Origin of the sequence: Mycobacterium sp. NAZ190054 (genome assembly GCF_001545925.1) — a bacterium.
Lineage (GTDB): Bacteria > Actinomycetota > Actinomycetes > Mycobacteriales > Mycobacteriaceae > Mycobacterium.
On the sequence record NZ_LMVQ01000549.1, the window covers coordinates 1 to 24060 of the forward strand.

Annotated in this window: 21 protein-coding genes and 1 pseudogene; 13 read left to right on the forward strand and 9 right to left on the reverse strand. The window is 67.6% G+C overall.

What is annotated here, in order from left to right:
* Positions 1-393: 393 nt before the first annotated feature.
* Genes ASJ79_RS25775 through ASJ79_RS25805 form a run of 7 tightly spaced genes read left to right on the forward strand, consistent with a single transcriptional unit; the run spans position 394 to position 6208 of the window.
* Positions 394-936, forward strand: coding sequence for a carboxymuconolactone decarboxylase family protein (locus tag ASJ79_RS25775; protein WP_067961611.1), 543 nt, complete (start codon positions 394-396; stop codon positions 934-936).
* Between the two features lie 5 nt (positions 937-941).
* Positions 942-2282, forward strand: coding sequence for an SRPBCC family protein (locus ASJ79_RS25780; protein ID WP_067961521.1), 1341 nt, complete (start codon positions 942-944; stop codon positions 2280-2282).
* Positions 2275-2604: a hypothetical protein gene (locus tag ASJ79_RS25785; RefSeq protein WP_067961523.1), complete on the forward strand. Its 330-nt coding sequence runs from the start codon at positions 2275-2277 to the stop codon at positions 2602-2604. The genes ASJ79_RS25780 and ASJ79_RS25785 overlap by 8 nt, the downstream gene beginning before the upstream one ends.
* Positions 2604-3833: an amidohydrolase family protein gene (locus ASJ79_RS25790; protein ID WP_067961525.1), complete on the forward strand. Its 1230-nt coding sequence runs from the start codon at positions 2604-2606 to the stop codon at positions 3831-3833. The genes ASJ79_RS25785 and ASJ79_RS25790 overlap by 1 nt, the downstream gene beginning before the upstream one ends.
* Positions 3817-4263: a nuclear transport factor 2 family protein gene (locus ASJ79_RS25795; protein WP_067961528.1), complete on the forward strand. Its 447-nt coding sequence runs from the start codon at positions 3817-3819 to the stop codon at positions 4261-4263. The genes ASJ79_RS25790 and ASJ79_RS25795 overlap by 17 nt, the downstream gene beginning before the upstream one ends.
* A complete protein-coding gene (locus tag ASJ79_RS25800) occupies positions 4260-5393 on the forward strand; it encodes an acyl-CoA dehydrogenase family protein (RefSeq protein WP_067961530.1) in 1134 nt (377 codons plus the stop codon). Before ASJ79_RS25795 ends, ASJ79_RS25800 begins: the two co-directional genes overlap by 4 nt.
* Before the next feature lie 14 nt (positions 5394-5407).
* Positions 5408-6208, forward strand: coding sequence for an acyl-CoA dehydrogenase family protein (locus tag ASJ79_RS25805; RefSeq protein WP_067961532.1), 801 nt, complete (start codon positions 5408-5410; stop codon positions 6206-6208).
* 37 nt (positions 6209-6245) lie between these two features.
* On the opposite strand, the gene ASJ79_RS25810 is transcribed toward ASJ79_RS25805, so the two are convergent.
* Positions 6246-7028 carry an enoyl-CoA hydratase gene (locus ASJ79_RS25810; protein WP_067961535.1) on the reverse strand — a complete coding sequence of 261 codons (783 nt, stop codon included), beginning with the start codon at positions 7026-7028 and terminating at the stop codon, positions 6246-6248.
* 166 nt (positions 7029-7194) lie between these two features.
* Between ASJ79_RS25810 and ASJ79_RS25815 the strand changes: the two genes are divergently transcribed.
* The 5 genes from ASJ79_RS25815 (at position 7195) to ASJ79_RS25835 (ending at position 12788) form a co-directional block, all read left to right on the forward strand.
* Positions 7195-7914 (forward strand): TetR/AcrR family transcriptional regulator, encoded by a 720-nt coding sequence (locus tag ASJ79_RS25815; protein ID WP_082754062.1) that lies wholly within the window; start codon positions 7195-7197, stop codon positions 7912-7914.
* A gap of 216 nt (positions 7915-8130) precedes the next feature.
* Positions 8131-9342, forward strand: coding sequence for a cytochrome P450 (locus ASJ79_RS25820; RefSeq protein WP_067961540.1), 1212 nt, complete (start codon positions 8131-8133; stop codon positions 9340-9342).
* A gap of 36 nt (positions 9343-9378) precedes the next feature.
* Positions 9379-10215, forward strand: a complete 837-nt coding sequence (locus ASJ79_RS25825; protein ID WP_067961542.1) for a mycofactocin-coupled SDR family oxidoreductase — start codon at positions 9379-9381, stop codon at positions 10213-10215.
* Between the two features lie 11 nt (positions 10216-10226).
* Entirely contained in the window at positions 10227-11300 is a 1074-nt protein-coding gene (locus ASJ79_RS25830; RefSeq protein ID WP_067961544.1) for a phosphotransferase, read from the forward strand.
* Between the two features lie 54 nt (positions 11301-11354).
* The gene (locus ASJ79_RS25835) at positions 11355-12788 is read left to right on the forward strand and encodes a wax ester/triacylglycerol synthase family O-acyltransferase (protein WP_067961547.1); all 1434 of its coding nucleotides are present in this window, start codon (positions 11355-11357) and stop codon (positions 12786-12788) included.
* Here ASJ79_RS25835 and fadD12 read toward each other — a convergent pair.
* Positions 12785-14402, reverse strand: a pseudogene (fadD12, locus tag ASJ79_RS25840) (acyl-CoA ligase FadD12). The gene ASJ79_RS25835 and the pseudogene fadD12 sit on opposite strands and share 4 nt — an antisense overlap.
* A 2-nt stretch (positions 14403-14404) precedes the next feature.
* The gene (locus ASJ79_RS25845; protein WP_067961549.1) at positions 14405-15241 is read right to left on the reverse strand and encodes a lysophospholipid acyltransferase family protein; all 837 of its coding nucleotides are present in this window, start codon (positions 15239-15241) and stop codon (positions 14405-14407) included.
* A gap of 23 nt (positions 15242-15264) precedes the next feature.
* Between ASJ79_RS25845 and ASJ79_RS25850 the strand changes: the two genes are divergently transcribed.
* Complete coding sequence (locus tag ASJ79_RS25850) at positions 15265-16326, forward strand: NAD(P)-dependent oxidoreductase (protein ID WP_067961613.1); 1062 nt, start codon at positions 15265-15267, stop codon at positions 16324-16326.
* Positions 16327-16329: 3 nt separating this feature from the next.
* On the opposite strand, the gene ASJ79_RS25855 is transcribed toward ASJ79_RS25850, so the two are convergent.
* From ASJ79_RS25855 to ASJ79_RS25880, 6 genes are read right to left on the reverse strand one after another with little or no spacing between them, the layout of a single operon-like run.
* The gene (locus tag ASJ79_RS25855) at positions 16330-17136 is read right to left on the reverse strand and encodes an SDR family NAD(P)-dependent oxidoreductase (protein WP_067961551.1); all 807 of its coding nucleotides are present in this window, start codon (positions 17134-17136) and stop codon (positions 16330-16332) included.
* Between the two features lie 11 nt (positions 17137-17147).
* Positions 17148-19541: a CoA transferase gene (locus ASJ79_RS25860; RefSeq protein WP_067961553.1), complete on the reverse strand. Its 2394-nt coding sequence runs from the start codon at positions 19539-19541 to the stop codon at positions 17148-17150.
* 8 nt (positions 19542-19549) lie between these two features.
* Complete coding sequence (locus ASJ79_RS25865; protein WP_067961554.1) at positions 19550-20509, reverse strand: enoyl-CoA hydratase/isomerase family protein; 960 nt, start codon at positions 20507-20509, stop codon at positions 19550-19552.
* A complete protein-coding gene (locus ASJ79_RS25870; RefSeq protein WP_067961556.1) occupies positions 20502-21635 on the reverse strand; it encodes a Xaa-Pro peptidase family protein in 1134 nt (377 codons plus the stop codon). Before ASJ79_RS25870 ends, ASJ79_RS25865 begins: the two co-directional genes overlap by 8 nt.
* Positions 21625-22893, reverse strand: a complete 1269-nt coding sequence (locus ASJ79_RS25875; RefSeq protein WP_067961558.1) for a Xaa-Pro peptidase family protein — start codon at positions 22891-22893, stop codon at positions 21625-21627. Before ASJ79_RS25875 ends, ASJ79_RS25870 begins: the two co-directional genes overlap by 11 nt.
* Complete coding sequence (locus ASJ79_RS25880; protein ID WP_067961560.1) at positions 22890-24059, reverse strand: amidohydrolase family protein; 1170 nt, start codon at positions 24057-24059, stop codon at positions 22890-22892. Before ASJ79_RS25880 ends, ASJ79_RS25875 begins: the two co-directional genes overlap by 4 nt.
* Between the last annotated feature and the right edge of the window lies 1 nt (position 24060).

The window sequence follows — 24060 nt, forward strand, 5'->3', positions numbered from 1 at the left end:
CGTCCGGGTTATGCACCAACCGCGGCGCCTCATCCAAATACCTCCGCGGCAAATGATTCTTGAACATATCCGGCGGCTCAACGATGTGATCATCCACGCTGATCAAAATCATCTCGTCCTTGTTCATGCTGGCTCTCCTTCCGTCCCTCGGCCCGCACCGGGGACCTGCGGTGGTTTCGGCCTATTGTTCTCCTACCAAGGAAACTAGCTTCTCCAACAGAGAGAATCAATGTCCGTCAGCGACATCTGCGCTGGCAGACCGCCGAGTCGACGGCGCTCCGGCGGCCCGCTGACCGGCGGTCAGCGGGCCGTCCGTTGACGCCGGACGGGAAAAGTGGAAATCTATTGGCGAAATATGAGAACCTGATTCTCATGAGTGAGAGGAGCCTGCCGGTGCGCGTGGCGCCACTGCCTGCAGACCAGTGGGACGAGGCCGTCGACAAGGCGCTTTCGGGCCTGATGCCCGCCGAACGGCGCAATCCGGAAGCCACCGGGAACCTCGTCGCGACCCTGATGCGTCACCCGAGGCTCGCCCGCGGATTCCTGCGCTTCAACTTCCACCTGCTCTACGGTTCGACACTGCCCGAGCGGCTGCGCGAACTCGCCGTACTTCGCGTCGCCCACCTCACCGACTGTGAGTACGAGTGGCGCCACCACGTGGCCATGGGGCTCGAGGCGGGTCTGACCGACGACGTCATCGCCGGCATCGAACGGGGCGAGGCGTCCGGCGAGCTCGACCGCGCGGTGCTGGCCGCCGTCGACGAACTGCACCACGACTCCGTCGTCTCCGACCCCACCTGGGCAGCGCTGTCCGACCACCTCGACGAGCGCCAGCTGATGGACCTCGTCTTCACGATCGGTTGCTATGGCTCATTGGCCATGGCCATCAACACCTTTGGCGTAGAACCCGACTCCGAAATGAACTCAGAGAGGTAGACACCGTGGCATTCTTCCCCAAACCAGCCGAGGGGAGCTGGACCGAACACTGGCCCGAACTCGGCACCGCGCCGGTCGCCTACACCGATTCGATCGACCCGGAGCAGTGGAAGCTCGAACAGCAGGCCATCTTCAGGAAGTGCTGGCTGAACGTCGGACGGGTGGAGCGGCTGCCCAAGAAGGGCAGCTACTTCACCCGTGAGATGCCGTCGGCCGGCGCCGGCACCTCGGTGATCATTGTCAAGGACACCGACAACGAGGTGCGCGCCTTCTACAACATGTGCCGCCACCGCGGAAACAAGCTGGTGTGGAACGACTATCCGGGGGAAGAGGTCTCGGGCACGTGCCGCCAGTTCACCTGCAAGTACCACGCGTGGCGCTACAGCCTCAAGGGCGATCTGACGTTCATCCAGCAGGAGGGTGAGTTCTTCGACGTCGACAAGGCGGACTACGGCCTGGTGCCGGTGCGCTGCGAGGTGTGGGAGGGCTTCATCTTCATCAACTTCGACAACGACGCCGAGCCGTTGATCGACTACCTCGGCGACTTCGCAAAGGGCCTCGAGGGGTACCCCTTCCACGAGATGACCGAAACGTATTCCTATCGTGCCGAAATCAACTCGAACTGGAAGCTGTTCATCGACGCGTTCGTGGAGTTCTACCACGCGCCGATCCTGCACATGAAGCAGGCGGTCAAGGAGGAGGCCGAGAAGCTCGCCCAGTATGGTTTCGAGGCGCTGGCCTACGACATCAAGGGCAGGCACTCGATGGTCTCGTCGTGGGGCGGCATGAGCCCGCCCAAGGACGAGAGCATGGTCAAGCCCATCGAGAGGATCCTGCACAGCGGGTTGTTCGGCCCGTGGGACCGGCCGAAGATCAAGGGCATCCTGCCCGACGAGCTGCCGCCGGCGGTCAATCCCTCGCGTCACCACGCCTGGGGCCAGGATTCGTTCGAGTTCTTCCCGAACTTCACGCTGCTGCTCTGGGCGCCCGGCTGGTACCTGACCTATCACTACTGGCCCACCGACGTGGATAAGCACATCTTCGAGTGCACCCTGTACTTCGTGCCCGCCACCAACACCCGTGAGCGGCTCGCTCATGAGCTCGCGGCGGTGACGTTCAAGGAGTACGCGTTCCAGGACGCGAACACCCTGGAAGCCACCCAGACGCAGATCAACACCCGGGTCGTCACCGACTTCCCGCTGTGCGATCAGGAGGTCCTGCTTCGTCACCTGCACAAGACGGCGTGGGATCACGTGAACGCGTACAAGAAGGAGAAGGGCATCGGAAACGGTAATGCCAACGGCCATGCCGTGACGACCAGCGAGAAGGACGCCATCAATGTCTAAGCTGCCGGAAGAATTCGCCGATCTGGAGCGGTTCACCGACTGGTGCCTGCCCAACGAGGAAGACCGCTACCAGAAGCGGTTGGCCTCGACGATGGCCGAGATGCAGGAGTTCTACGACGCCGCGATGCCCCGGCTGGAGGCCGTCATGGAATACTGCGACGCCCGCTTCCCGCTGGACGGAATGCCCGAGGACGCAAAGGCTCTCATCCACATGATGCAGTCACTGGTGAACGTGTCGTTCCCCATCGAGGTGTGGAAGCAGCCGCGGGTGCTCGACAGCGGTGCCACCTACATCACCTGCATCAAGGAGCCGGTGGTCTAGTGCCGCCGATCTCCCTGAAGGCCGCGGGTCTGGTCGACGTCGACGCCGGGGAGGTCATCCGCCCCGGCACCGTCACCGTCGACGACGGCCGCATCGTCGCCGTCGGAGGTGCCGAACAGGGGGAGGTCATCGACCTCGGTGACGCCATCCTGCTGCCCGGGCTGATGGACATGGAGGTCAACCTCCTCATGGGTGGGCGCGGGGAGAACCCCGGCCTGTCGCAGGTTCAGGACGATCCCGCGACGCGCGTGCTGCGCGCCGTGGGCAACGCCCGGCGCACGTTGCGAGCCGGCTTCACCACCGTGCGCAACCTCGGATTGTTCGTCAAGACAGGCGGTTACCTGCTCGACGTCGCGCTCGGCAAGGCGATCGCCGCCGGCTGGATCGACGGCCCCCGGGTCATCCCCGCCGGCCATGCCATCACGCCGACGGGTGGCCACCTCGACCCGACGATGTTCGCGGCGTTCATGCCGGGCGTGCTGGAGTTGACGGTCGAGGAAGGCATCGCCAACGGGGTCGACGAGATCCGCAAGGCGGTGCGCTACCAGATCAAACATGGCGCCGAGCTCATCAAGGTCTGCTGTTCGGGCGGCGTGATGTCGCTGACCGGGGAGGCCGGTGCACAGCACTATTCCGACGAGGAGTTGCGGGTCATCGTCGACGAGGCGCACCGGCGGGGGCTGCGGGTGGCCGCCCACACCCACGGTGCCGAGGCCGTCAAGCACGCGGTCGCCTGCGGAATCGACTGCATCGAGCACGGCTTCCTGATGGACGACGAGGCCATCCAGATGCTGGTCGACAACGACCGGTTCCTGGTGACGACGCGGCGGCTGGCTGAGGCCATGGACGTCTCGCGGGCGCCGAAAGAGTTGCAGGACAAGGCCGCCGAGATGTTTCCGAAGGCCCGCACGTCGATCAAGGCGGCCTACGAGGCGGGCGTGAAGATCGCCGTCGGCACCGACGCCCCGGCGATCCCCCACGGCAAGAACGCCGACGAACTCGTCACACTGGTCGACTGGGGCATGCCGCCGGCCGCCGTGCTGCGCGCGGCCACGGTCGTCGCCGCCGACCTGATCAACCGTTCCGACTCACTCGGACGTCTGGCCGAGGGGTATCTCGCGGACATCATCGCGGTGCCCGGCGACCCCCTGACGGACATCGGTGTTACACGGAATGTCACATTTGTAATGAAGGACGGTAAGGTCTTCAAGAATGACAGCGCGAACTAGCACGTCCCGGATCGAGGACCTGGTCGAGATCCAGCAGCTCCTCGCGAAGTACGCCGTCACGATCACGCAGGGCGACATCGACGGACTCATCTCGGTGTTCACCCCGGACGGCACCTACAGCGCGTTCGGCTCCACCTACACCCTGGCCCGCTTCCCCGAGCTCGTCGACGCCGCCCCCAAGGGCTTGTTCATGACCGGCACCTCGCTGGTGAGCCTCGACCCCGGGGATCCCGACAAGGCCACCGGCACCCAGCCGCTGTGCTTCATCGAGCATTCCAAACACGACATGCGCATCGGCTACTACAACGACACCTACGTCCGCACCGATGACGGCTGGCGGCTGAAAACGCGTGCCATGACGTTCATCCGGCGTTCCGGAGAACACGACTCCGGCCGCCCCCACGCGATCGGGAGGCCTGAGGCCGGATGACCGTCTCCGCCGACATCTCGAGTGCCGCCGAGTTCCGGTCGCAGTTGGCGGCCTGGCTGGACGACAACGACCTCACGCCACCGGCCGACGACCATTCGCTGCCGGGACACATCCGGCAGTTCGCGCGGGTGCAGCGCGCGCTGTACGACGCCGGCTGGAGCCGTTACGGCTGGCCCGAGCATGCCGGCGGCCTCGGGGGGCCGGCGCTGCTGCGGGCCATCGTCGGCGAGGAGGTGGTGGGCCGGCGGCTGGCCGAGCCGGGACCGTACTCGATGCTCGAGGTGCTGGCGCCGACGATGATCGACTACGCGCCCGAGGAGCTGGCCGCCGAGATGGTGCCCAAGCTGCTCAGTGGCGAAGAGCAGTGGTGCCAAGGGTTTTCCGAGCCGGGCTCGGGAAGTGACCTGGCGTCGCTGACCACCCGCGCGGTGCAACAGGGCGACAAGTGGATCGTCAACGGTCAGAAGGTGTGGACGAGTTTCGCCCAGTACTCGCGCCGGTGCATCCTGCTGACCCGCACCGGCGACGCGGACACCCCCAGTCACCAGGCGATCACCGCCTTCTTCGTCGACGTCGACACTCCGGGCATCTCGGTGCGCCCGCTGCGCACCATGCACGGTGTCGACGAGTTCTGCGAGGTGTACTTCGACGACGTCGCCGTGGATGCCGGGCGCATGCTCGGCAAGCCCGGTGACGGCTGGCAGCTCGCGATGGATCTGCTGCCGTACGAACGGTCGACGTGTTTCTGGCAGCGCATCGCGTACCTGTACTCCCGGTTCGACGCGCTCGTCGAGGAGGTGAAGCGGCAGGGCCAGGCCGTGGACCAGGACATGGGCGAGGCGTACCTGGCGCTGCACACACTGCGGTGCCGCTCCCGCGCGACCCAGCATCGGCTGGCCGACGGCCACAAGCTCGGTCCCGAGACGTCCATCGACAAGGTGTTGCTGGCCGGCGCCGAACAGCGCCTCTACGACACCGCACGCGATCTGCTGCCCGGGGCGGTCGAACTCGACGACACCGAATGGCGCACCGAGTACCTGTATTCGCGGGCGGCGACCATCTACGGCGGCACCGCCGAGGTGCAGCGCAACATCATCGCCCGCCGCCTGCTCGACCTCGGGAAGGAGTGAGGATGGCCCCCGGAATGGACGAGGCGTCACTCGACATGCTCGAGGCCTCGCTGCGCAAGACGATGCTCACGAAGTCCGGTCCGGACCTCGACGCGGCGCTGGCCGACATGGGGTGGGCCGAGATGCTGTCCGAGGCCGCCGATTCCGCCGTCCCGCTGGTGTTCCGGCTGTTGGGCGAGACCGGTTCGCACGCTTCGGTTCTCGTCGACGTGGTGCTGCACGCCACCGGTAACACGATCGGCGACACCGTCGAGCTTCCGTTGCCGTATGCCGGCAACGCGTGGGTGGTGTGGGACCGCATCAGTGCGGAGAGCATCGACCCGACGCTCGGCGGACTGCCGCTGCGCCGCGAGGAGGAGGGTTACCCGATCCGGGTGGCCGAGGCGCGGTTGGCCGTCGGCTGGTGGCTCGTCGGTTCGGCCAGGGCGATGCTGAGCCTGGCCCGCCGGCACGCGCTGGACCGCGTGCAGTTCGGGAAGCCGATCGCGTCGTTCCAGGCCGTCCGGCACCGGTTGGCCGAGACGCTGGTGGCCATCGAAGGCGCCGAGGCGACGCTGACGCTTCCCGGGGCGGACAACCCCGACCTGACCGCGTTGCTGGCCAAGGCCGCGGCGGGCAAGGCCGCGCTGACCGCGGCCAGGAACTGCCAGCAGGTGCTGGGCGGCATCGGCTTCACCGAGGAGCACGAGCTGCAACTCCACGTGAAGCGCGCGCTGGTGCTCGACGGGTTGCTCGGCAGCTCAAGGGAACTCACCCGCAGAGCCGGGGCCGGCCTGCGGGCGCGCGGCTCGGCGCCCCGCCTGGCCCACCTGTAGCCCCGCTTCGCGCGCCGAGCGCGACGGACGCGCTCCGCTACTTGATGTTGGCCTTCATCTCGTCGAGGTTCACCAGCACCGGCCACCCGCCCACGCTGAGCGCGTTGCCGTGCCCGGTCTGGTGAACGTCGAACACCGACTGGATCGCGGCGTAGAAGCCCTGCACATCCAGCGTCTGATTGACCGCACGCTTGGCCTGGCGCAGCGCGAACGGCGGCATCTTGGCGATCTGCTCGGCCAGCGCCCTGGTCTCGGCGTCCAGCTGGTCGCGGGGCACCACACGGTTGACCATCCCGGTGCCGGCCACCTCGTCGGCGGTCATCGCCCTGCCGGTGAACAGGATCTCCTTCGCCTTGCGGGGACCGAGTTCCCAGGTATGGCCGTGGTACTCGACCCCACCGATGCCCATCAACACCACCGGGTCGGAGAACTGCGCGTCGTCTGCCGCGATGATCAGGTCACACGGCCAGCACAGCAGCAGGCCACCGGAGATGCAGCGGCCCTGGACAGCCGCGATCGACGGCTTCGGCACGTTGCGCCAGCGCAGCGTGTATTCGAGATAGCGCCTGGCTTCGTGCTGGATGATGAACTCCAGCGTGATCTTGTCCGGCACCGGGCCCCCGCCGCGCAGGTCGTGACCGGCGGAGAAGTGTTTTCCGTTGGCCCTCAGCACGATGACCGCCACGTCGTTGTCCTCGGCAGCCCGCGTCCAGGCCGCGTCCAGCTCGTCGAGCAGCTCGGGATTCTGCGCATTCGCGGCCTCGGGCCGGTTCAGCGTGATCGTCGCGATCCGGTCGGTCACCTCATAGTCGATGTACACGGGCGGTCCTCCGGTTTCGGCGGGAACGACGGATGGGTGAGCTGGACGGCCTGGAACCGGCGCGCGATATCTGGGCCTTCTGTTATCACCAAAATGAGAATACTATTCTCCCGATGAGGAAGTTACAATCTCTGACACGTTGGCCGAGAGGGGGTCAGGGGCCGCTATGGCAAGACGTTCTCCGGTACAGTCAGTTCATGTTCTCTCCAATCGGTCTGCATCCGAGCCGCCGGTGACGAGCCCGAGCGAAGAACCTGCCTGGAAGCAGCGCGCGGTCGAGCGATCCATCAAAACCGCCAAGTTGCGGGCGGCCCAGCGCGTGCAGCGCTTCCTCGACGCCGCGCAGGCCATCATCATCGAGAAAGGCAGCACCGACTTCACGGTGCAGGAGGTCGTCGACCGCTCCCGCCAGTCCCTCCGCAGCTTTTACCTGCAGTTCGACGGTAAGCACGAACTTCTCCTGGCTCTCTTCGAGGACGCACTCAGCAGGTCGGCCGATCAGATCCGCGCCGCCACCGCCGGGCATGAAGATCCGCTCGAGCGCCTGAAGGTGGCCATTCAACTTCTCTTCGAGTCGTCTCGACCGGATCCCGCCGCCCAGCGTCCGCTGTTCACCGATTTCGCCCCGCGGCTGCTCGTGTCGCACCCCTCCGAGGTGAAAGTGGCGCACGCGCCGCTGCTCGCGCTGCTCACCGAGCTGATGGAGGAGGCGAGCGCGGCCGGCCAGCTTCGCGAGGGCATCAACCCCAAGCGGATGGCCGCGATGACCATGCAGACCGTCATGTTCGTCGCGCAGGCCAGCGGCGATGGCGGCGAAAACGCCGCCCATCCCATCACCGCGGACGAGGTCTGGGACTTCTGCGCCTACGGCTTCGCCGTCGTCTGACCGGAAATCACGCTCTCCCGGCCCTGAGATTTGTCGTCGCCATCGGCGACCCTCGCCCACAATCGCATCTATCGGAGAAGGCTGTTCTTCTGCGATGAGAGGATCAGTTGCCGGAAACGGTTCGGCCATTGACACCTCCGCGTCCGTAATGCCAAAGTTGTGAGACAAATTGCAGCCCGTTGTCTTACCAAAGTCTGGTCCAGCGAGAGGGACACCGTGACGATCAGCACCGATAACTCCGATGTGCAGAACGCCGCGACGGCGGACGAGTTGTACTACGACCCCTACAGCGTCGAACTCAACATGAACCCCTACGCGGTGTTCGCCCGCCTCCGAGAAGAAGCTCCGCTGTACTACAACGCCAAGCACGATTTCTACGCGCTGAGCCGCTTCGAAGACGTCAACAAGGCCGTCATCAACCACGAGACGTTCATCTCCGGACGAGGCGCGCTGTTGGAGATCATCAAGTCCGGCATGGAAATCCCGCCCGGCACATTGATCTTCGAGGATCCGCCGATCCACAACATCCACCGCAACCTGCTGTCCCGGGTGTTCACCCCGCGCAAGGTACTCGCGCTGGAACCGCAGATCCGCGAGTTCACCTCCCGCTGTCTGGATCCGCTGGTCGGATCGGACCGGTTCGACTTCGTCAACGATCTCGGCGAACAGATGCCGATGCGCGTCATCGGCATGCTCCTCGGTATCCCGGAAGAAGATCAGCGTCGAGTGACCGAACACGGCGAGGCCACGCTGCAGGGTGACTCGGTCGACCTGATGGCCACCGGTGAGGTGTTCGCGGAATTCATCGACTACCGAACCGAGCACCCTTCCGACGACATCATGACCGACCTCCTCAACGCCGAGTTCGAGGACGAGACCGGAACTCGACGCAAGTTGCGTCGTGACGAGTTGCTCATGTACCTGACCGTCATCGCGACGGCGGGTAGCGAGACCACAACCCGGCTGATCGGTTGGGCGGGAAAGACACTCGCCGACCACCCCGATCAGCGCGCCCAACTGGTGGCCGACCCGGCACTGATCCCGCAGGCGATCGAGGAGATTCTGCGCTGGGAGCCACCGGCGTTGCAGATCGCCCGATACGTGGCTCGTGACGTGGAGTACTACGGCCAGGTGGTGCCCGAAGGATCGGCCATGCTCATGCTCGTCGGCTCCGCCAACCGGGACGCCCGCCGCTTCCCACCGGACGGTGATGTGTTCGACATCCATCGGGATCTGAGGTCGCACATGACCTTTGGCGCCGGGACGCATTTCTGCATGGGCAACGCGCTGGCCCGACTGGAGGGCCGCATCGCGCTGGAGGAGATCCTCAAACGGTTCCCGTCCTGGGAGGTCGACTGGGCGAATGCCAAGCCGTCGCAGACCACGGCCGTCCGCGGCTGGGAATCGATGCCGACCTTCATTTCTTGATCCAGAACAACCACCACGAAAAGGACTGAGAGAAACATGGCAGGACGCGTAGAAGGCAAGGTCGCTTTCATCACCGGCGCGGCGCGCGGACAGGGACGGGCCCATGCGGTGCGGATGGCCCAGGAGGGTGCCGACATCATCGCCGTCGACATCTGCAAGCAGATCGACAGCGTGCTGATCCCGCTGTCCACGCCGGAGGATCTCGCCGAGACGGCGGACATGGTCAAGAACGCCGGCGGCCGCATCCACACCGCCGAGGTCGACGTCCGCGACTACGACGCCCTCAAGGCCGCCGTCGACGCCGGCGTCGAGGAGTTCGGCCGGCTGGACATCATCGTCGCCAACGCCGGTATCGGCAACGGCGGGCAGACGCTCGACAAGACCGGCGAACCGGACTGGGACGACATGATCGCGGTCAACCTCTCCGGTGTGTGGAAGACCGTGAAAGCCGGTGTGCCCCATATTCTCGCCGGCGGCCGCGGCGGGTCGATCATCCTGACCAGCTCGGTCGGCGGCCTGAAGGCCTACCCGCACACCGGCCACTACGTCGCCGCCAAACACGGTGTGGTCGGGCTGATGCGGACCTTCGCCGTCGAGCTCGGTGCGCAGAACATCCGGGTCAACTCGGTGCACCCGACCAATGTGAACACCCCGCTGTTCATGAACGAACCGACGATGAAGCTGTTCCGTCCCGATCTGGAGAACCCGGGCCCGGACGACATGAAGGTCGTCGGTCAGCTGATGCACACTCTGCCCATCGGCTGGGTGGAGCCCGAGGACATCGCCAACGCCGTGCTGTTCCTGGCTTCCGACGAAGCGCGTTTCATCACCGGTGTCACACTCCCGGTCGACGGCGGCAGCTGCCTGAAGTAACCGGGACAAGTGTGACCGCCACCGAGCTGTCGATTCCGCGGGACTGGGACGAGATCACCCCGGCATGGATGACCTCGGTTCTCGCGCAACACTTCCCGGGAGCCGAGGTCGCCACTGTCCGGGTGGCGCTCCGGGACGACGGCACCAACCGCCGAGCGCGGCTGGCGCTGGAGTACTCAGCCGGGGCGGGTCCGGCGACGGTCTTCGCCAAGGCCGTCGACCCTGAGCACGCAGACCTGGTCGCGCTGACCAGCGGCCTGTACCACGAGCCGCGGCTGTTCGCGTCCGGCGTGGTGCTGCCCCTGGACCATCCCGACGTCTACACGGCAATCATCGACGAGGACCGCCGCGACTTCCTGATGATCATGGAGGACGTGGCCTCGCGCGGGGCCGACCCGCGCGACTCCACCCGGCCCATGACCGTGGAACAGGCCACCGCCGGCGTGCGCGGGCTGGCGCGGCTGCACAGCGAATACTGGGGCGAGCGGCTCACCGGCCAACCCGCGCTGAGCTGGGTGGAGCCGTTCGTGGCATTCCAGGGACTCGAGTACGCCCCGCTGCACATCGCCCATGACCGGCTGGGCGACACCGCGCCTGCCGAGGTGATCGCGCTCAGCGGCACCGAACTGTTCGTCGACGTCTGGGCCCGCTACATCGGATCACTCATCGCCGGGCCGCAGACCTTGCTGCACGGCGACCCGCACATCGGCAACACCTATGTGCTGCCCGGCGACCACGTCGGCTTCCTCGACTGGCAGATGGTGCGCCGCGGGGGATTCTCGCTGGACCTCGGCTACTTCCTGCAGGGCGCCCTGACCATCGAGGACCGCAGGCGGGCCGAGCGCGAGCTGCTCGGCGAGTACCGCGATGCACTCGTACTGCCCGCCGACGAACTCCCCTCGGCCGAGGAGGTATGGCTGGGATACCGCGCGTCGGTCGCGCACGGGTTGGCCATCTGGATGGCGACGCTGTCCGGTGGGGACGCCTGGCAGGGCGCCGACATCTGCCTGGCCTTGGCGCAACGATACGCCGCGGCATACGTCGATCTGGAGACGCGGGACGCGCTCGACGCCGTCTGCGGGTGACGCGTTCGGCGAAACCACCGTGATCATGAGCCGCGGATGGTTGCATATCCGTCCATGAGGCGGCTCAACGGCATGGACGCCATGCTGTTGTACAGCGAGACGCCGAATCTGCACACCCACACCCTCAAGGTGGCGGTGATCGACGCGTCCGGTTACGACGGCGACTACGGGTTCGACGCGTTCCGGCGCACCGTCGCGCGGCGGCTGCACCTGCTCGACCCGCTGCGCTACCGCTTGATCGACATCCCGTGGCGCCTGCACCACCCGATGTGGCTGGAGGACTGCCCGGTCGATCTGGACTACCACCTGCGCCGCGTCCGCGTGCCCGCTCCGGGGCGCCGGCGGGAACTCGACCGGGTCATCGGGGAGATCGCGAGCACACCGCTGGACCGCACCCGGCCGCTGTGGGAGTTCCACTTCGCCGAAGGCATGGCCGACAACCGCTTCGCCCTCATCGGCAAGGTGCACCACACTCTCGCCGACGGGGTGGCATCGGCGAATCTGCTTGCCCGGCTTATGGATCTGGCGGGGCCGGTACAGGATGAGCGGGACGAACCGCCCACGCCGTGCCGGGAGCCCTCCAGCGCCGAACTGCTGAGGGAAGCACAGCTCGACCACTTCCGGAAGATCGCCGAGCTGCCCGGCCTCCTCACCGACGCCGCCCGCGGGGTGTCCCGGCTGCGCAGACGTGCCCGCGAGCGCCGCGACGATCCCGACCTGGCCAAGCCGTTCAACGCTCCCCCCACCTTCCTCAACCACGTCGTCTCCCCCGTCCGCACGTTCGCGACCGCCTCGCTGTCGCTCGCCGAGGTCAAGGAGACGACGAAGTACCTCGGTGTGACCTTCAACGACGTCGTGCTGGCCGTCGCGGCCGGTGGCCTGCGGGAGCTACTGCTGCGCTACGACGGTCGAGCCGACCGCCCCATCATGGCGACGGTTCCGGTCAGTACCGACAAGTCCACCGAGCGGATCACCGGCAACGAGATCGGCGGCATGATGGTGTCGCTTCCGGTGCACATCGACGACCCGCTGGAACGGTTGAAGTTGACGTCGGTGGCCAGCACCCGCGCCAAGGAGGCCAACGAACTGCTCGGGCCGACGTCACAGGGCAGGATGCTGGAGTATCTGCCGCCGCTCGCCCCGGCACTGTTCCGCGCCCATGCCAAACGGGCCCGCCGCAACCGGCTGATGAACGTCGCGATCTCCAACGTCCCGGGCCCGCGCCGGCGTGGCCACATCGGGGGTGCTCCGGTCAGCGAGATCTACTCCGTCGGTGTGCTTTCCGCCGGAAGCGCGTTCAACATGACCGTGTGGAGCTATGTCGACCAGCTCGACGTCGCGATACTGTCCGACGACCGCACCTTCGACGACACCCACGAGGCCACCGACGCGATGGTGCACGCCTTCGACGAACTGCGGCAGGCGTGCGGTCTGCCGCGCGCCGGGGTCATCGACTCCGCGATGGCCCCCGCGACCGCCGAGGGTTAACCGCGCAACTCGTTGCGCAGGATCTTGCCGGTGCTGCCGCGCGGCAACTCGCCCAGGATCGTGATGTCGCGTGGCACTTTGTAATTGGCGAGGTTGTCGCGCACATGCTGCTTGAGTTCGTCCACGGTGAGGGTGTGACCGGCCGCGGGGACGACGAACGCGGCCAGCCGCTGGCCGTACTGCTCGTCGTCGACACCGAGCACGGCCGCCTCGGAAACCCCGGGGTGCGCGACGATCGTCTTCTCCACCTCGATCGGGTAGACGTTCTCCCCGCCGGAGACGATCATCTCGTCGTCCCGGCCGACCACGAACAACCGCCCCGCCTCGTCGAGATAACCCATGTCGCCCGAGGCCATGAAGCCGTCGTGGAAATCCCTGGTGGCGCCGGAGGTGTAGCCGTCGAAACAATGTGGAGCTGCGGACGAAGATCTGCCCGACCTCCCCCGTCGGCACCTCACGGTGCTCGGCGTCGAGGATCCGCAACTCGGTACCGTCGGCGGGCCTGCCCGCGGTGTCCGGGGCCGCCCGCAGGTCGGCGGGCGTGGCGGTGGCGATCATGCCTGCCTCGGTGGCGTTGTAGTTGTTGTAGACGACGTCACCGAACTGGTCCATGAACGCGGTCACGATGTCGGGGCGCATCCGCGAGCCGGATGCGGTGGCGAACCGTAATGTCCTGCCGCTGTAACGGTTGCGCACCTCGTCGGGCAGTTCCATGATGCGGTCGAACATCACCGGGACGACGGCCAGACCGGTGGCCCGGTGGCGGTCGATCAACGCCAGCGTCGCCTCGGGATCGAACTTGCGGCGGGTGACGATCGGGCAGGCCAGCAGCGCGGCGAAGAGCAGCTGGGAGAACCCCCAGGCGTGGAACATGGGCGCCGCGATCACGACCGGTTCCTCGGCCCGCCACGGGGTGCGGTCGAGCACGGCCTTGAGGTCACCGGCTCCACCACTGCCCGCAGAACGCTTGGCGCCCTTGGGCGTTCCGGTGGTCCCCGATGTGAGCAGGATGATGTCGCTCTTGCGGTCGGCCGGTTGCGGACGCCGGCCCAGGTGCGCGTCGATCAGCGCTTCCAGCGCCGGGGCGCCTGACATGTCCCCCGTCGCGGCGCTCGCCCCGTCGCTGTCGACCCACCCCAGGATCCGTTCGGTCTGCGGCCGGTTCTGCAGCGCACGGTCGACGGTCTCGGTGAACTCCTGGTCGTAGATCACGACGTCGGCGCCTTCGCGTTCGATGACCTCGGCCATCGCCGGGCCCGCGAACGAAGTGTTCAACAACAGCACGTCGGCGCCGATGCGGTTGGCCCCGACGAGCGCCTCGACGAAGCCGCGGTGGTTGCGGCACATCACCGCAACGGTTCCCGGCTTACGCTCCTGCAGCGCGACACCGAGCGCGTCACAGCGGTCGTCGAGCTGTTTCCAGGTCAGCGTTCCGAGCTCGTCGACGATCCCGGGACGGTCCGGGCACCGCTGCGCGGCCGCGGCGAACCCGACGGTCGCGGTCAGGCCGGCGCGGCGCATGGCCAGTCCCATCCGCAGGTACCGGTCCGGACGCATCGGCGCAATCAGCCGCGCGCGCCAGAGCGTGGTGAGGAGTCCCAGCGGATCGGCCATGATCAACCCAGCACCGGGAAGCGGCGTTTGCGGGCGAGTTCGTCGAGCGCGGTCTGCATCACCGCCCGGACATGGTGGTCGACCTCGTCGACGTCGGGGTCCGCACCGAACTGCGCGGTGATGTCAACGGGGTCGAGCACCCGTGTGACGATCTTGGACGGCAGCGGCAGGTTGGGCGGGAAGAGCACCGAGAGACCGAACGGGAAGCCGACACTGACCGGCAGGATCTCCATCCGCGCGCGGGTGAGGCCGATCCGGCGGGCGATCGAATCGCCCCGGGCCAGGAACATCTGCGTCTCCTGAGCCCCGATCGACACCACCGGCACGATCGGCACACGGGCTTCCAGCGCCGTGCGGACATATCCGGTGCGCCCGGCGAAATCCACCACGTTCGCCGCCATGGTAGGCCGGTACGAGTCGTAGTCACCGCCGGGGAACACCAGCACCACCGCACCCGAGCGCAGCGCGTCGGCGGCGTTCTCCCGGCTGGCCTCGATCACCCCCGCCTTGCGCAGCAGGTCACCGAGCGGCCCCACGAGCACGCCGTAGTGGGCGAGCGTGTACAGCGGGCGGTCGAATCCGAAGTGCTCATAGAACGCGGGCGCGAACACCAACACGTCCGGGGTCAGCATGCCGCCGGAATGGTTGGACACCACCAGGGCCCCGCCGTGGGCGGGCACCGAACCGATGCCGCGCACCTCCGCCCGGAAGTAACGTCGGATCACCGGCCCCACCCAGTTGGTGATCTGCCGGGTGAATCCGGGGTCCCACTTGGCCGTCTCGGCGCGCTCGTCGGACATGGTGACGGATATGATACTCTCCGATAAAGAGAATGTCATATCCGCAGTTGGGAGGCTTTTTCATGACCGGAGCCGTTCTCGTCACCGGCGGCTTCGGCCTCGTCGGTTCGGCCACGGTGCAGCGGCTGGTGGAGCTGGGCCGCCCCGTCGTCGTCGCCGACCTCGGCACCCCGGCCAACCGCGCCGCCGCCGAGCGCCTCCCGGCGGGCGTGTCGGTGCGATGGACCGATCTGACCGACGCCGACCAGACCTCTCGCCTGGTCGCCGACGTCGCGCCCGAGGTGATCATCCACCTCGCGGCGATCATCCCGCCGGCGATCTACAAGAATCGCGCGCTGGCTCGTCGGGTGAACGTCGACGCGACCGCCACCCTGGTCCGCGTCGCCGAGGCCCAGCCGACTCCCCCACGTTTCGTCCAGGCGTCCAGCAACGCGGTGTACGGGGCGCGCAACCCGTACAAGTCGGACGGTCCCGTGACCGCGGACATGCCGATGAAGCACTCCGATCTGTACAGCACGCACAAGGCCGAGGCCGAGGCGATCGTGCGCGCCTCCTCACTGGAATGGGTGGTGTTGCGACTGGGCGGGGTGCTCAGCGTGGACCCCAAGGCGATTCCGCTGAGCGCGGACGCACTGTACTTCGAAAGCGTGCTGCCCGCCGACGGGCGGTTGCACAGCGTGGACGTCCGCGACGTGGCGTGGGCCTTCGCCGCCGCGACGACCGCCGACGTCGCGCGCGAGATCCTGCTGATCGCCGGGGACGACTCCCACCGCGTGCTGCAGGGCGAGGTCGGCCGCGCGCTGGCCGAATCGCGGGGACTCAAGGGCGGGCTGGTGCCAGGCCGCAACGGCGACCCGAACAGTGACGACGACTGGTTCGTCACCGACTGGATGGACACCACGCGCGCCCAGGAAGCGCTGCAGTTCCAACACCATTCGTGGCAGGAGATGCTCGACGAGGCGCGGCGCCGCGCCGGCCTGTCCCGGTATGCGCTTCAGGTGGCCGCGCCATTGGTGCGAGCGGTCCTCAAGCGGCGGTCCGCCTACTGGAAGCAGCCCGGCCGGTACGCCGACCCGTGGGGGGCGATCAAGCGCAAGATCGGTGACCCGTCGCCGGACTCGTAGGACTCAGGCGGGCCCGAGCGTCGGCGCCCCGGAGCCCGGATGGAAGTACCAGCCGCCGGCCGCCGCGGTGCCCCCGTCGACGTGGATGGTCTGGCCGGTGATGTAGGCGGCCATGTCCGACGCGAGGAACACTGCCGCCGAAGCCATCTCGTCGACGTGTCCGGCACGCCGGAGCGGCACCATCGCGGCCAGCGTGTCGGACAGATCTCCGGAGGCGAGGTTCTGCAGACCCTCGGTCACCGTCAGATCCGGCGCCAGCGCGTTGACGCGGATGCGGTGCGGCGCCAACTCGAAGGACGCAGTCTTGGTGTAGTTGACGACACCCGCCTTCGCCGCTGCGTACGCCGCATAGCCGGGGGCCGCCCTGGTGCCTTCGATCGACGTGATGTTGACGACGCTTCCGGGTTCGCCGGCCTCCACCAGCCGGCGCGCCACCCGCTGGGTGCAGAGCAGCACATGGCGAAGGTTGCTCCGGTACAACGCATCCCAGCCGTTCTCCGAGGTCTCCAGCAACGGTGAGTTGAACGTCCCGCCGGCGTTGTTGACCAGGATCGACACGGTTCCCAGCTCACGTTCGGTGCGTTCCAGCGCGGCGTCGACGGCCGCGCCGTCCCTGACGTCGGTGGTCAACCCGAGTGCGCCGACGGCCGCCGCGGCCGCGGCACAGCTGTCGGGATCGCGCTCCCAGATCGCGACCGACGCGCCGAATGCGGCGAGTCCCTGGGCGATTCCCTTCCCGATTCCGGCACCCCCGCCGGTGACGACCGCGACGCGACCGGTGAGCAGAATGTCCGACGGAGCGATGGCCATGGGTGCCGAGACTAGCGCGCCGGGGCGGTTCCGGTGACGCCGTCGGCTTCCAGACGTCCGATCTCGTCGTCGGAGAGCCCGAGTTCGGCCAGCAGCTGGTGGTTGTGTTCACCGAGCAGCGGCGCGGGTGCGGTGTGCACCCGGTCCGGGCCGCGCGAGCTGCGGAACGGCAGCGTGCTGTGCGGGGTCGCGGGGTTGACGGGATGGTCGACCGCCTCGAAGAAGTTGCGGGCCTCCAGCTGCGGGATCTGGGTCTGGCGGTGCGGTTGCAGCACCTTGGCGACCGGAACGTCGTTGTCCCACAGGGCGGTGACGATCTGGTCGCCGCTGCGTTCGGCGCACCACGCGGACAGATGCCGGTCGATCAGGTCGTGGTGCGTGTGCCGTCCGGCCGCGGTGGCCAGCTCACCGGCCCTCGCCCATGGGGGCCGGTCGAGCGCCTCGCACAGCCCGGCCCACTGCGCGTCGGTGGCCACCGCGATCGCGACCCAGCTGTCCCGGCGGCCGAACTCGTCGATCTCGTTGGTGAGATACAGGTTCTGCGGCGCCGCGGCCGGCCCGCGGTTGCCGGCCCGCTGCAGCAGTGCGCCGTACGCGGAGTACTCGATCACCTGCTCGGCGGCGACGTTGAGCGCCGCGTCGACCATCGCGGCCTCGACCATCGACCCTTCCCCGGTGCGGCGGCGATGCTCGAGCGCCAGCAGCAGCGCGTTCACCGCGTGGATGCCCGCGTTCGGGTCACCCACCGAGTACGGCTCGAACGGGTTGCGGTCCGGATAGCCGGTGAGCCAGCTGATCCCGGCCGCGGCCTCGATGACGTACGCGAAGGCCGGGTTGTCGCGCCACGGTCCGTCCAGACCGAATCCCGGCATCCGCACCATGACCACATCCGGTTTGATCGCCTTCACCGCGTCGTAGGGCAGCCCCATGCTCTCCAGCACTCGCGGGGTGAAGTTCTCGACGACGACGTCGGCGGTCGCGATCAGCTTCTTGAGAAGGTCTCTGCCGGTGTCGCTGGACAGGTTCAGCGTGAGGCCGCGCTTGTTGGTGTTGAGGCCCGAGAAGATCGGCGACTTCTCCCACCATTGGTCTTCGGTGACCGGGATGCCCGCGATCAACCGGGTGCCGTCCGGGTGGCGGGTGGACTCGACGTGGATCACGTCGGCGCCCAGCATCGCCAGCAGATGGGTGCAGCTCGGGCCCGCCCAGAAGGTGGTCATGTCGACGACCCGCAGGCCCTCGAACGGCAGCCCTTCCGTCCGCGGAACCGAGGGCGTCTCCACCGGTTTGCGCGAGCGGTAGAGCTCGGTGTGTTCGCCCAGGCGCGGGCCCGGCTCCGGGTGCCGCAGCATCGGCGGGGTGGTGCGGTACGGGTGCGCCGGCTGGGTGAAACCGTCGCGGGGGTTGACGACGAACGAGCCGCGCTCGACGAAGTGATCCAGCGACTCGACGTTGGCGCCGTTGGCGACCGGGGCGTTCGGGATGCGGAACGCGGTGGCCAGGTCCCGGATCTCGTCGACGGTCTGGTCGGCCACCCATGCGTAGAGGTCGTCGGCCTTCTCGTTGGCCTGCTGGGTGATCGACAGCGGTGAGTCCTCGTCGATCCACTCGACGTGCCCGGTCATCGCACACAGGTCGAACCATTGTTGCGCGGTGCCGCAGCCGATGTCGACCAGCCCGTCCTTGGCGCGGGTGATGCCGGGCACGGTGAGGCGTCGCGCGTCGCGCCACGGGCGCCCCAGCATCTCGTAGTAGCTCACCGGGTAGTAGGTGAGCCCGAGGATCGCGGTCTCCAGCATCGACAGATCGATCAGCTCACCACCGCCGCGCATCCGCGAGGCGAGCGTCGCCGCGCCGGCATAGGCGCCGGCGAGGTATTCACCGACCTGCCCGCCGACGTACACCGGCGCCCGGTCCGGGGCGCCCCTGCCGAGGCCGACGATGCCACCCGACCACGCCTGAAGCGTGAATTCGGTGGCCGCACGGTCGCACCACGGCCCGTGCAGACCGAACGGGGTGATGGCGGTGACGGTCAGATGCGGATGACGGTCCCGGATCGCCTCCGGCGTGAACCATCCGTCCTGCGCCACGCCGGGGCCGCGCGACCAGATGACGGCGTGCGCGCCGGCCAGCAGCGCGTCGACGAACTCGGTGTCGGCGCCGGGCTCGGCCACCACCGACCGCTTCGAGCACGCCAGGAACGAGAACAGCGCACCGTCGGTTCCGTCCATGATCTCCGCACCCGAGGCCGACCAGGATCGCAGCGGGTCACCTTGTGCCGGTTCGACTTTGACCACTTCGGCGCCGCCGTCGGCGAGCAGTTTGGTGCAGTAGGCGCCGGCGATCCCACTGGACAGGTCGACGACGACGTAGCCGGAGAGCGGTGGGTCAGGCACTGCGGGCACCGATGCTCTTACTCCTCTTTGGCCCGGTTGCGTTTGCTCAACCGGAATTCGGGCGGGAACTTGTTGTCGTTGTCGTTGACCGCGGCCGACAGGCCGCTGTCGATCGACTCGAACATGTCGAGGTCGTCATCGCTGTCATTGGCGACCCCGTTGCCCATCGACTCGAAGAACGCGCTGAGCAGGCTGCCCATGTACTCGCCCTGCTGCTGCTTGAAGATCTCGAAGAACATCTTCTGCTGGAACACGGTGTCCACCGGGCGGTTCCGCGCGCACGCCATCGCGTACTTCTGCGTCTCGGCCTCAAGCTGGTCGCGCGCCACCACCTTGTTGAGGAAGTTGCAGTCATACATCTCGGCGGCGGTGAACGGGCGGCCGGTGAAGACCATCTCCTGGAACTTGCGCAACCCCATCATCTGCACCCAGGTCCACATCCGGGGACCCCAGCCGTGGTAGCGGAACGACGGATGACCGAACAGCGCGTCGTCGGAGGAGATCACCAGATCGGCGTCGGCGCACTGGTAGAAGTGCCAGCCATAGCAATAACCCTTGGCCTCGACGATGCTGATCTTCTTGAAGTCCTGCAGGGCGCGGTTGCCGGCCTGCGAGTTGGCATACCAGGCGCTGATGGTGGCGCCGTTGCGGAAGGTGCCCTTCGGTGGGTAGGTGACCTCGCCCACCCCGTCGTCCTCCAATCGCAATTCGGCCAGCCGCGCGGCCGGGTTGTCGTTGCCCTCCATGAATTCCGGAAGGTCGGCGCCGCTGCCCAGGTTGTCCCCGACGCCGCGGATGACGACGACCTTCACGTCGTTGTCGGTGTTGGCCGCGCGCAACACGTCCGCGTACCGCAGCCGGGCCAGTGACGTCGGCGCATTGAGGAACTCCGGGCGGTTGAACGTGATGGTGGCGATCTTGGTCTTCGGGTCCTTCTCGTAGAGGATGATCTCGTCGGGCGACGGCCGCTCAGCCATGGACGGCCTCACCGTAAGCCGGGGCGGCCGAGAGGATCTCGGCGCCGTCGGCGGTGATCAGGACCGCGTCGCGGGTGAACACCGCGCCTACCCCCTGTTCCCACACGTAGGCGGTGACCGCGAGCACCATGCCCTGCTCGAGAACGTCGGCGTCGGCGGTCGCCCGCAGCGTCGGTGACACCACCGGCGGGTCGAAACCCAGTCCGAGGCCGTGCGCCACCGGCATCGCCGGCAGGCGCTCACCGGCCTGCCGGTAGGCATCCAGCAGGCCGCTCGTGGCCATGCCGGGCCGGCAGGCGTCGAGCAGCTTGTTCCACAGGTCGTCCCGGCGCCGGTACAGTGTGCGCACCGCGTCGGTCGGCTCGCCGACACAGAGCGTGCGGGCCACCTCGGCGACATATCCGTCGGCCAGCACCCCGGCCGACAACGCCACCAGGTCACCGTCGCGCACCCGGCCGTCGCCGTCGGCGCGGCGCCACGGATGCTCCGTCGACGTCACCCAGGCCGCGTCCTGGGTCGCCGGGGTACTCACCCCACCGGCGGCCTCGGCCTCCAGCACGGCACCGGCGAGGGCCTTCTCGGTGGTGCCCGGACCGAGCGCGGCGACACCCGCGGCCAGGCCCTGCTCGGCGACCACCAGCGCGCGACGCAACGCCTGCACTTCCTCGGGCGTCTTGATCCGGCGCGCGGCCTGCATGGCCTGCTCGGCGTCGACCAGCTCCGCGTTCGGGAAGGCCATCGGCAGCAGCTTGGCGAATGTCGGTGTCAGAGCATCGGTTCCGACCCGGCGCATCGTTTCGGCGCCCTTGATGTTCTGCAGTATGCCGACCAGTGTCATCGGGTTCCACGCGAACCCGTACAGATTCTCGTGCGGGATCTCCTCGGGGACGCCCTCGTCCCACGTGCTGTTGAGGTGGATCTCACCGGTGGCACGCACGAACTCGCAGATCGGCCCGAACGGTCGGGTGCCGACCACCCACAGTTGCGGGGCGCCGGAGATGTAGCGGACGTTGGCCTGCCGGCCGAGCACAAGAATGTCGAGGTCGAAGGCCTCCATCTGTGCGAGGGCGCGCTCCCGACGGCTGAGACGCAATGCGCGGCCGTCGGCCTCGATCTCAGTTCCCACTGGACACCTCGTACGGGTGGTAGGGATAGTCGGTCAGCGGCATCCAGCCTCCCTCGGTGACCACCACGATCTCCTCGCCGCGGTAGCCGCCGGTGCCGTCCTCCCAGACCACCGGCTCGAACACCAGCAGCATGCCGGCCGGGAGGACGAAGTTGTCGTCCCACTCCTGGCCGAGATCCGTGCCGATCATCGGCATTTCGGCCGCGCTGGTCCCGATGCCGTGGCCCAGGTAGAAGTGCGGCAGCCACGGTTTCTGGCCGCCGGCGGCCGCGGTCGCCGCGCGTCCGAGGTCACCGCAGGTCGCCCCGGCTCTGGTCACCGCGAGCACCGCGTCGACGATCTCGCTCCACTTGTCGAACTGCCGTTGCTGAGCGGGCGTCGGGTCCTGCCCGACGATCCAGGTGCGCCCGTGATCGGAGCAGTACCCGTGATAGGCGATGGACACGTCGGTCCACAGCACGTCGCCCTGCTGGATCTCACGCTCGGTCGTCAGCAGCGGCAGGGCGAGGTCACCGGTGGTGGTCCAGGTCCCCTCCGCCCTCGACGTGGGCATGACCTGCCAGATCGAGTCGAACATGTTGGTGGTGGCACCGAGTTCGAAGGTGCGGCGCACGAATTCGGCGGACAGGTCGATCTGACGTTCACCGGGCGCCAGCGACTTCTGGATCTCGGCGATGGCCTGTTCGGTGATCTGACACGCGCGCCGGATGCAGGCGATCTGGTCGATCGTCTTGACCAGTTTCGCCGCCCCGATCACCGGTGCGGCATCCACCGGTGCGCTGGGGAACAGCGCACTGCCGGCCCGCCGCATCGCGCCGGTCAGCTCGTCGGTCGCGACCGTCGCACCGGCCGGGACGAGTCCGGCCAGGATCTTCGCGAATTCGGCCACCCCTTCGTCGAACTCCAGATAGACCGGCCCGTGCAGGTGGTCGTCGGGCAGACCGGACTCCATCGCCGCGCCTTCGCGGAACGGCAGGAACAGGTGCGGGTGCTCGTCGTCGGCCAGCACGACCGCCACCGGGCGCTCGACATGGGCCAGCCCCGCGTCCGCCAGCGGCCAGCTGATACCGGTGGCGTACATGACGTTGCCGTTGCCGAGCAACACCAGCGCATCCACGCCCTGATCGGCCATGGCGGCGTGCAGGCGCACACCGACTTCGCCACGTAACCGGGCGAGGTCGGGTTCGGCGGGGATGTCCAGCCACGTGTACCCGGTGCGGGCGATCTGGGTGACGCCGGAATGAGTGGACGCCGTCATATCAGTCCCAGGAACTTCTGCACATTGGTGCTGACGATCTTCACCGCGGCCTCGGGACCGACGGTCTCGACGACCGAGGCCAGCGACTTGTCCGAGTACCCGAATGTGCTCTCGTTGTGCGGGTAGTCCGAGGACCACATCACGTTGTCGACCCCGATGCGGTCGATCAGCTGCAGACCGAGCGGGTCGACCATGAAAGACGCGCTCATGTGATCGGCCCAGTAGTGGCGCACGTCGTGTTCGAGTTGATGGTTGAACATGTGCCGGTAGGACGCGAGCATGTGCTCGGCGTCCTGCAGAGCGGTCGGCACCCACGCGATGCCGCCCTCGAACCAGCCGATCTTCAGGCTCGGGTGCCGGTCCAGGATGCCGGAGAAGACGTACTTGGCGAACTGCTCGCGGAACGAGTCGACGTTGACCATCATGCCGACCACCACGCTGTTGTTCTGGCACGGCGTCTTGGGCGGCGTCTCGCCGATGTGGTGGCTGACCGGCAGCCCGGCGGCCTCGATCTCGTCCCACACCGCGTCCATCGCGGTGCTGCCGTAGTCGTAGATGTTGCCGTCGTTGTCCTTGCCGGGGTTCAGCGGCAGCAGGAATGTCCGCAGCCCCAACGACTTCAGCTCTTCGAGCGTGCTCCGGGTGCCCTTCGGGTCCCACCAGTTGATCAGGCCGACGCCGTAGAAGTGCCCGCCTGAGCGCTCCTGCAGATCGGCGATGTGCTCGTTGTAGATGCGGAACACCCGCTCGCGCAGGCCCTTGTCCGGGTAGTGGAACAGGGCCAGCACCGCGTTCGGGAACGCCAGCTCCTTGTCGATCCCGTCTTCCTTGAGCTCGCGGATGCGGGCCTCGATGTTGTTCGACGCGGCCCCGGCGAGGTCGTCGTACTGCATGAGCACGCGCCCGAAATCGCCACCGGTCCAGACCTTGCCCTTCATCCCGACCATGTACGCGCCGTCCTCGTACCAGATGCGCGGGGCGGCGCCCTTGAGCTCCTCGGGGAAGCGGTCGTAGAAGATGTCGTCGGCGACCGAGATGTGGTTGTCGGCGGAGAAGATCTCGGTGCCCTCGGGCAGCCCGGCGACCGCGCCGGTGGAGTGCCCGTGCCGGTGCTTGGGCGCCCCGAAGCCTTCGGGGGGATAGAGGGTGGTGCTGGGGGCTGACATC